Annotated in this window: 8 protein-coding genes and 3 pseudogenes; 9 read left to right on the top strand and 2 right to left on the bottom strand. The window is 59.4% G+C overall.

Annotated elements, in window-relative coordinates; all coding sequences use genetic code 11:
- Positions 1 to 155 precede the first annotated feature (155 nt).
- The 9 genes and pseudogenes from AC0L2R_RS33500 to AC0L2R_RS33460 all read left to right on the top strand — a co-directional run.
- Positions 156 to 797: a CoA transferase subunit A gene (locus AC0L2R_RS33500; RefSeq protein WP_473514066.1), complete on the top strand. Its 642-nt coding sequence runs from the start codon at positions 156 to 158 to the stop codon at positions 795 to 797.
- A gap of 13 nt (positions 798 to 810) precedes the next feature.
- The gene (locus AC0L2R_RS33495; protein WP_473514060.1) at positions 811 to 1,440 is read left to right on the top strand and encodes a 3-oxoacid CoA-transferase subunit B; all 630 of its coding nucleotides are present in this window, start codon (positions 811 to 813) and stop codon (positions 1,438 to 1,440) included.
- Positions 1,441 to 1,488: 48 nt separating this feature from the next.
- Entirely contained in the window at positions 1,489 to 2,670 is a 1,182-nt protein-coding gene (locus tag AC0L2R_RS33490; RefSeq protein WP_473514065.1) for an acetyl-CoA C-acetyltransferase, read from the top strand.
- Between the two features lie 14 nt (positions 2,671 to 2,684).
- Positions 2,685 to 3,182 (top strand): UPF0262 family protein, encoded by a 498-nt coding sequence (locus AC0L2R_RS33485; RefSeq protein WP_473514064.1) that lies wholly within the window; start codon positions 2,685 to 2,687, stop codon positions 3,180 to 3,182.
- Between the two features lie 210 nt (positions 3,183 to 3,392).
- Positions 3,393 to 4,748, top strand: a complete 1,356-nt coding sequence (locus AC0L2R_RS33480; RefSeq protein WP_473514063.1) for a Glu/Leu/Phe/Val family dehydrogenase — start codon at positions 3,393 to 3,395, stop codon at positions 4,746 to 4,748.
- 157 nt (positions 4,749 to 4,905) lie between these two features.
- On the top strand, positions 4,906 to 6,549 hold the full coding sequence (locus AC0L2R_RS33475) for an MFS transporter (protein ID WP_473514062.1): 1,644 nt from the start codon (positions 4,906 to 4,908) through the stop codon (positions 6,547 to 6,549).
- Between the two features lie 517 nt (positions 6,550 to 7,066).
- Entirely contained in the window at positions 7,067 to 7,171 is a 105-nt protein-coding gene (locus AC0L2R_RS33470; protein ID WP_473514059.1) for a UPF0262 family protein, read from the top strand.
- Between the two features lie 62 nt (positions 7,172 to 7,233).
- Entirely contained in the window at positions 7,234 to 7,365 is a 132-nt protein-coding gene (locus AC0L2R_RS33465) for a UPF0262 family protein (RefSeq protein ID WP_473514061.1), read from the top strand.
- A gap of 169 nt (positions 7,366 to 7,534) precedes the next feature.
- Positions 7,535 to 7,735, top strand: a pseudogene (locus AC0L2R_RS33460) (MFS transporter); the annotation flags it as partial.
- Here AC0L2R_RS33460 and AC0L2R_RS33455 read toward each other — a convergent pair.
- Positions 7,683 to 7,975, bottom strand: a pseudogene (locus AC0L2R_RS33455) (hypothetical protein); the annotation flags it as partial. The pseudogenes AC0L2R_RS33460 and AC0L2R_RS33455 overlap by 53 nt on opposite strands.
- Positions 7,976 to 7,996: 21 nt before the next feature.
- A pseudogene (locus tag AC0L2R_RS33450) lies at positions 7,997 to 8,258 on the bottom strand (transposase); the annotation flags it as partial.
- Positions 8,259 to 8,408: the final 150 nt, after the last annotated feature.

Below are 8,408 nucleotides of genomic sequence, written 5' to 3'. Positions count from 1 at the left end.
GCTGTGGCCGTGGTCAGCTGACATCAGCGGCCGCAGGTCTCAACGTGTTGATATGCAGACAATGTGACATCGCCGTAAATCTAGATCGGAGTAATGACGTGCAAAAAATATTCAGCGACCCTGCTTCGGCACTCGAAGGTCTCTTGTTCGATGGAATGTTCATCGCGGCAGGCGGCTTCGGTCTGTGCGGAATTCCAGAGCTTTTGATCGAGGCTGTTCGGGAAGCTGGCACTAAGGACCTCACGATTGCCTCGAACAACTGTGGCGTCGATGACTTTGGCCTCGGTGTTTTATTGAAGACAAGGCAGATCAAAAAAATGATCTCGTCCTATGTCGGCGAGAACGCCGAACTCATGCGCCAGTATCTGAGTGGCGAGCTGGAGCTCGAGTTCAATCCTCAGGGGACGCTCGCGGAACGCATGCGCGCCGGCGGCGCGGGCATCGCAGGTTTCTATACCAAGACCGGCGTTGGAACGGTCGTCGCCGAGGGGAAAGAACACAAGACTTTCAACGGTGAGACCTATGTCCTTGAGACCGGGATCGTTGCGGACTTGGCAATTGTCAAAGCCTGGAAGGCGGATACGACAGGCAACCTCATCTTTCGCAAGACGGCCCGCAACTTCAATCCGCCGGCAGCGACCTGCGGCAAGATTTGCGTCGCCGAGGTCGAAGAGATCGTGCCGATCGGCAGCCTTGATCCCGATCAGATTCATCTGCCTGGGATTTACGTGTACCGGCTGATCCAAGGTGAGCATGAAAAACGCATCGAACAACGCACAACGCGCCTAGTAGCTTAAGGGGAGGGAACAGATGGCCTGGGATCGAAACCAGATGGCTGCACGAGCGGCCCGCGAACTCGAACATGGTACCTATGTCAATATCGGTATCGGCATTCCAACGATGGTCGCGAACCATATTCCTGAAGGGGTACATGTGACGCTGCAGTCGGAGAACGGTCTCCTCGGCGTCGGCCCGTTTCCGACCGAAGCCGATATCGACGCAGATCTGATCAATGCCGGCAAGCAGACGGTGACGGCGCTTCCGCATTCGGCATTCTTCGACTCCGCGCAAAGCTTCGCGATGATCCGCGGCGGCAAGATCGCTATGGCCATCCTTGGCGCGATGGAAGTGTCGGAGGAGGGTGATCTCGCCAATTGGATGATCCCGGGCAAGCTGGTCAAGGGAATGGGCGGCGCAATGGATCTGGTCGCCGGCGTGAAGCGCGTTGTGGTGGTCATGGATCATACCAACAGAGCAGGTGAATCCAAGGTTTTGAAGGGATGTACGCTGCCCCTGACCGGTCAGGGAGTGGTCGACCGGATCATCACAAATCTGGGCGTACTCGATGTCGTCGAAGGCGGATTGCAAATCGTTGAGCTTGCCGACGGCGTGAGCGAAAGCGACTTCCGAAACGCCACCGAAGCGACAATCATCAACTGATCCGCGGTAATCGCGGCCCCATCATTTAGTTAAAATGTGGAAGGAACCATCATGACTGCATCCATCGTCATCGCCAGCGCAGCACGGACCGCAGTTGGCTCGTTCAATGGTTCCTTCGCTAATATTCCGGCCCATCAACTTGGCGCCGCCGTCATCAAGGGGGTACTGGAGCGCGCGGGTGTCGAGGCCGGCGAAGTCGACGAGGTCATCCTTGGTCAGGTACTCTCCGCTGGCGAGGGCCAGAATCCCGCTCGCCAGGCAGCCATGAAAGCCGGCATTCCGCAGGAGGCGACCGCCTGGGGCATGAACCAGCTCTGCGGCTCCGGCCTGCGTGCCGTCGCGCTCGGCATGCAGCAGATCGCCATCGGGGACGCGAAGATCATCGTTGCTGGCGGCATGGAATCCATGTCCATGGCGCCGCATTGCGCCCATCTGCGCGGCGGGGTGAAGATGGGCGACTTCAACATGGTCGATACCATGATCAAGGACGGCCTGACCGACTCCTTTTACGGCTATCACATGGGCACCACCGCGGAACACATTGCCAAGAAGTGGCAGCTGACCCGCGATGACCAGGATCAGTTCGCGCTCGCCTCGCAGAACAAGGCGGAAGCCGCGCAGAAGGCCGGCCGCTTCGCCGACGAAATAATTCCCTTCGTCGTCAAGGGCCGCAAGGGTGACGTCACGGTCGATCAGGACGAATATATCCGCCATGGCGCGACGTTGGAATCGATGACCAAGCTTCGTCCCGCCTTCGACAAGGAAGGAACGGTCACCGCCGGCAACGCATCGGGCCTCAACGACGGCGCGGCGGCTGCGCTTCTGATGACTGAGGAAGAGGCGGTCCGTCGTGGCATCCAGCCGCTGGCCCGCATCGCTTCCTGGGCAACCGCCGGCGTCGATCCACAGATCATGGGCACCGGTCCCATCCCGGCATCGCGAAAGGCGCTGGAAAAGGCCGGCTGGTCGATCGGCGATGTGGAACTGGTTGAGGCCAACGAGGCGTTCGCGGCGCAGGCCTGCGCCGTCAACAAGGACCTCGGCTGGGACACCTCGATCGTAAACGTCAACGGTGGCGCCATCGCGATCGGCCATCCGATCGGCGCATCGGGTGCGCGGGTGCTGAGCACATTGCTGTTTGAGATGAAGCGCCGTGGCGCGAAGAAGGGTCTTGCCACCCTCTGTATTGGCGGCGGAATGGGTGTCGCGATGTGCGTCGAAACGATGTGAGGGAAGGCAATGTCATCACCGGCGCCGAGTTCCGTCTTTGCGATGTCGCGCTCGACTGCTCCTTCAGGACACGGGACGCGCGCGTTGAGCCTGAACAGGCACTCGCGGTAATCAATCTTCTGGAGTCTAACACCTTCACGCCGATCGGCCATGACGGCGGCCCCTATCGTCTCAAGATCGAGACTGCGGACGGGCGATTGGCACTGCATGTTGCCGACGACGACGGGGTGCATGTCGTCAGCCACTATCTGTCGCTCACACCTTTCCGACGACTGCTGAAGGACTACACTCGTGTCTGCGATAGCTATTACGACGCGATTTGCCGGCCCGGGCGTGAGCGGCTGGAGGCGATCGACATGGGCCGGCGTGGCATCCATAACGAAGCAGCCGAGCTACTAAGAGAGCGTCTCTCCACGAAGGTCCGTATCGACAAGGACACGGCGCGTCGCCTGTTCACGCCGATCTGCGCGCTGCTCGCACGCAATGCCGATCATCGGATTCTACTAAGTTGAACAGCTATCCGACTACCCAATAATCGTTCGGTGGTTCGCGCCGGATCTTAATCCCCTGGAGGAAGTACAAGTGCATGTAACATCACAGCAGCCGATGGACGTCGGTGAACGGCAATCTCGAAGCAGCGCTTCTCAAGCTGTTAGAGGTGCGTGATGCAAATTAGTTCCGCCGGCTTTCTGGAAAGCGTCGACCAGAACTTCCGCCATGCTATGTCGTTCTTGGATCTGCCGGAGGGACTGGCGGAGCGGATCATCCAGTGCAACTCGACCTATGCGGTTCGCTTTGGCGTTCGGCTGCGCGGCCGCATGTATAGCTTTATCGGCTGGCGCTCGGTCCACAGCGAACACTGTGAACCGGTAAAGGGCGGGATCCGCTACGCGTCCAATGCCGACGCAGAAGAAGTCGAGGCTCTTGCGGCGCTGATGACCTTAAAGTGTTCGCTTGTCGACGTGCCGTTCGGCGGCTCCAAGGGTGCACTGAAGATCGACCCGCGGGAGTGGACGCCGCAGGAACTTGAGCGCATCACCCGCCGCTTTACGCAGGAGCTGAACAAACGCGGCCTGATCGGCCCGGGTGTCAACGTTCCTGCCCCCGATATCGGCACTGGTGAGCGGGAGATGGCGTGGATGATGGACGAGTTTCGTCGAGCCAATCCGACAGATGTTGTCAACGCGAGGGCCTGCGTCACCGGAAAGCCGCTTTCCAAGGGCGGGATCGCCGGCCGAACGGAAGCCACGGGCCGGGGTGTGCAGTTCGCGATCCAGAGCTATCTTCGCGACACTCGCACGCGAGGTCTTAACGGCCGGCGCGATCTGAAAGGCGCATCGGTTATCGTTCAGGGCTTCGGCAACGTCGGCTATTACGCCGCCAAGTTCCTGTCCGAAGAGGATGGCGCACGCATCATCGTCGTCGCTGAACGTGATGGCTACGTCGCCAATCCCGAGGGCCTTGCAATCGAAGCGCTCAAGCAGCACCAAATCCGGACGGGCAGCATTCTTGGCTTTGATGGTGCTACATCCTTTGACGGCGATATGACCGGGATTGAACAGGCCTGGGACGTTCTCATTCCAGCGGCGGTGGAAAACGCAATCCATGCCGAGAATGCTGAGAACATCAAGGCGCAGCTGGTTGTCGAAGCTGCCAACGGACCAATCACGTTCGAAGCGGACAAGATCCTGCGTTCCCGCGGTGTAACCATTCTTCCCGATCTCTATGTCAATGCCGGCGGTGTCGTCGTTAGCTACTTCGAGTGGGTGAAGAACCTCACACACATCCCCTTCGGGCTGATGGAGCGGCGGCGGCGGGAACGGCGTAATCAGACGATCGCCGCTGCTCTTGAACGGATGACTGGCAAGGAGTTCCCGGCTGACATGCGCGACGAGTTCCTCGAGGGTGGCGCTGAGATCGATCTCGTACGGTCCGGCCTTGAAGACGTCATGCGCAGCACCTGGACCCGCATCGGTGATCTTCTCGAGGTGCAGCCAGAACTTGGGGACTATAGGACAGCCGCTTATGTCGCATCCATCCGGAAAGTCGCAGAAGCGTACGAGGCGATTGGGATATGACCTCGCGTTGCACGATCATTACGACAAAGGCAGCCGGTGAGATCCGCCAATAAAATGACCGGGTCGTTCCATAAGCTATGTTGTGCGATATGTTATAGTGTTACGACTCGTACCTCAAAAGACGGAAAAGGATCGCCTTTTCGAAGATAAATAAATGATGCAGCACGTAGATCCCCATCGGTCCAGTTCAACGACCCTCGCTCCGCTCCGGAACGCGGTGTTTCGTTCGATCTGGACGGCCTCACAAATATCCAGTCTCGGGTGGCTCCTGCAAACGGTCGCCATCAGTTGGCTAATGGCCACCATTTCGGCTTCCGACCTGATGGTCGCGCTGGTTCAGGCCGCATCCACATCACCGGTGTTTTTCCTCTCAATTCTCGCCGGAGCCATCGCTGATAACTTCAGCCGCCGGTGGGTGATGTTTGCCGGACATTGCTTGATAGCGTTGGCGTCAACGACGCTGATGATTGCTGTGGGCCTGGGATTTGTCGATCCCTGGCTCCTACTCGGATTGGGCTTCCTGGCTGGCTGCGGCTTCGCTCTGAACGATCCGGCCTGGCATGCCTCGGTCGGCGATATCCTCGACAAGCGCGACATTCCGGCCGCGGTGACGCTGATGTCGGTCGGATACAACACCGTACGCAGCATAGGCCCGGCTTTGGGTGGGACGATCCTGGCCTTCTTTGGGCCGTTCGCCGCTTTCGCCCTGGCCGCGCTGAGTGACCTGGTCCCTCTAGGGGCAATATGGCGCACCAAATGGAAAGTTCGCTCTTCGCCGCTCCCTCGCGAGAGAATGGCGACAGCCATTCACGACGGGGTGCGCTTCACCGTGATGTCCCTAGAGATCAGGGCGGCAATCGCCCGTGCAGCCCTTTTCGGTCTCGCCAGCATTGCCATCCTCGCGCTGCTGCCGCTCGTGGTCCGGGATCAGTTGAAGAGCGGGCCGATCGTCTACGGCATCTTGTTGGCCGGTTTCGGAACGGGGGCTTTCATTGCGGGCATGAGCAACGGCATGCTCCGGCGGATTACGTCTCAAAACAGGCTGGTGGCGTTCGCCTCTCTCGCCTGTGCGGCATGTTGCCTTTGCCTTGCACTGACATCGTCGGTCGCGGTGGCGGCAGCCGCGCTTGCCTTGGGCGGCGCGGGTTGGCTGATCACCTGGACCGGCATTGACGTGTCGGTGCAGCTGGCAAGCCCAAGGTGGGTCGTCGGCCGCACGCTCTCGATCTACTACGCCCTGAGCGCCGGCGGTCTGGCTGCCGGCAGCTGGCTTTGGGGTTCGCTCGCGCAGAACTACTCCTTGACCTTGGCCTTGGAGGGCGCCGCAGGGGCTCTGGTGCTGGTTGCGGCAGCGGGAATAGTGTTGCCGATACGTCCATGGGAAGAAACGGACCAGGAAAGTTCGGACTTTCGCGCCCCGGAGCTGGCACTCGATCTGAAGCCAAGGAGCGGCCCGATCGTCGCCAAGGTCGATTATTTGATCTCCGAAAAGAATATCGACGCCTTTCTCGGCTTCATGCGCGCAAAGCGCCATGCTCTCAGCCGTGCCGGCGCACGAAACTGGACGCTCCAGCGCAACCTCCAAACGCCTTCACTTTGGACGGAGACGTTCCGCACGCCGACCTGGATGGACTTTCTTCGCCTGAATCATAGGCTCACGACCGCGGACAAGGATGTCGTCGAGCATCTCCAGGCCCTGCATGATGGAGAGCTTCCACCGCAGACGGTGCTATCGATTGAGCGCACGACGGACGCAGCCCGCACCCGGCCCATCGAAGTCGTCTCACGGCCCCTGAGGTGATGTCGATATGAACCCATCGCCCATCGAACAGCTGTGCTTGCAGCGGGATTCCAGGCCCGGAGATCTGGTGAGCATCACCTCCTCGACCGAGGCCGATCAAACTTCGGCTACATCAGCTCCTGCCCTGCGACTGGTATTATCCCATGCCTCAGCCGATCTTCCCCGTGCGTTCAGGCAGCGCTGAGCTCAGCCAGATTTTCTTTTCGGTTCGCCTCCCAAGGCAACGTGGCTGTCGTCGGACCTGGTTCGACGGCAGCCACGTCTCTACGCATTGCGGGACGATTGGACGAAGTGGCAAAGGCAACCGATACACTGAAACGGAGCCTGCGATGGCGACCGCGACTATGTCTTTGTCAGCTTCCGGTTTTGCGCGGTATCGCTCGACGGGACTTTCGGAAAGCAGACTGAGGAACAGAAACGCGAACAGGCTGTCGCGAAAACAGCAGCTTTGGGCCGGTTGGCCACGACGGCGGCCCCTATCGCCTGAGCCCGGCATTAATGTACCGGGCGTCTGTTCTTGTCCGTCAGCTCTGAGAACAGTGCGCCCATCCTCTATCACCATTTGTCGCTCACTTCGTTCCGCCGGCTGCTCAAGGATTACAGCCTTGTCTGCAACAGCTAGTCGGATGCAAAAGCCGGCTCGGCACCTGAGCGACTCGAGGCCATCGATATGGGACGCGGGCCATCCACAAAAAAGCGTCAGAATCGCTGAGAGAACGTCTTAGATCCAAAGTTGACATCGACCATGAGACCGCCCGGCGGCTGTTTACCTCTCTCAATATCCTGATGACCCAGGACTCCGTAACGGCGCATTGAATATAAGACGAAGCCTTATTGCAGTCCCGAAAGCGGAGCGAATAAGGCGTGAACGAGCAGGCAGATGACCAGCGCAGCCATGGAAAATACGAGCCTATTGGCGCCTTTGGAGAACCGGACTTTTCGATCGATCTTCCTTGCGTCTTAGCTTTCGAGTCTCGGCTGGCTGATGCAGACGGTGGCGCTTAGCTGGCTGATGGCCACGATTTCAACCTCGGACGTGATGGTTGCGCTCGTCCAGGCCTCGTCGACCTTGCCGGCGTCTTTTCTGGCCGTCTTCGTCGGAGCGATTGCCGACAACTACAGCCGCCGCGTGGTCATGATCGTTGGCCGGAGCCTGATGATGGCTGCAGCCGCGATGTTGACGATCCGTCCGGTAAATCGTCGGAATCGGCAATACGGGCGATCTTATTGGCCAGCGCCACCGCAACCAGCTTCGGTTTTTCCGTTGCAGGAGCTCGATGAGCGATCGGGAACCATGTCTGCTTCGACCCGCTCTGATATGCTGAAGAAGAGCGGTTGCACCCACCACCAGTAGGCTCCTCAGCATTTCATCTCCGGCACGGGTGATCACCCCAAGCCTGACCTTGCCTGCGGTCGAATGGTCTTTGGCGTCGGGAACCTTGTCGCCGAGCCGATCCTGAACCTGGAACTCGGCCTGATCGTCCGAGAGACTGTAGCGCGCCTGCAGCACCATGATCTTGAACATCATCACCGCGTCAAAGGCCGGCCGGCCGCCTTGGCGCCTTCGGAGCGATTCAGCGCCTTGGCCAAAGGCTTGCGGAGACCTCCCAAGGCACCAGAGCGTTCAGCTTCTCCAGGGGATCGCCGGCCTCGCTCAGCCGCACATAACGCTCATTAATGTCCCAGAACCCCGGCTGTCCCGCATCCAACGCCTCCGAGCAAATTACAAGGCGAAGTTAATCAAGATGCGTTCCCGATTGCGAGGTTTTTCGAAGTGTCCATATGCAGACAACGTGACATCGCCCGTCCCCAGTACTCACGGGCCTTCATTCAGAATCAGCGATTTAGCTGGACCGTGT

The sequence above is a fragment of the Mesorhizobium sp. WSM4820 genome, from assembly GCF_055811075.1.
Note: the sequence above shows the minus strand (reverse complement) of the source record. Positions and strands in the feature narration are given on the sequence as shown.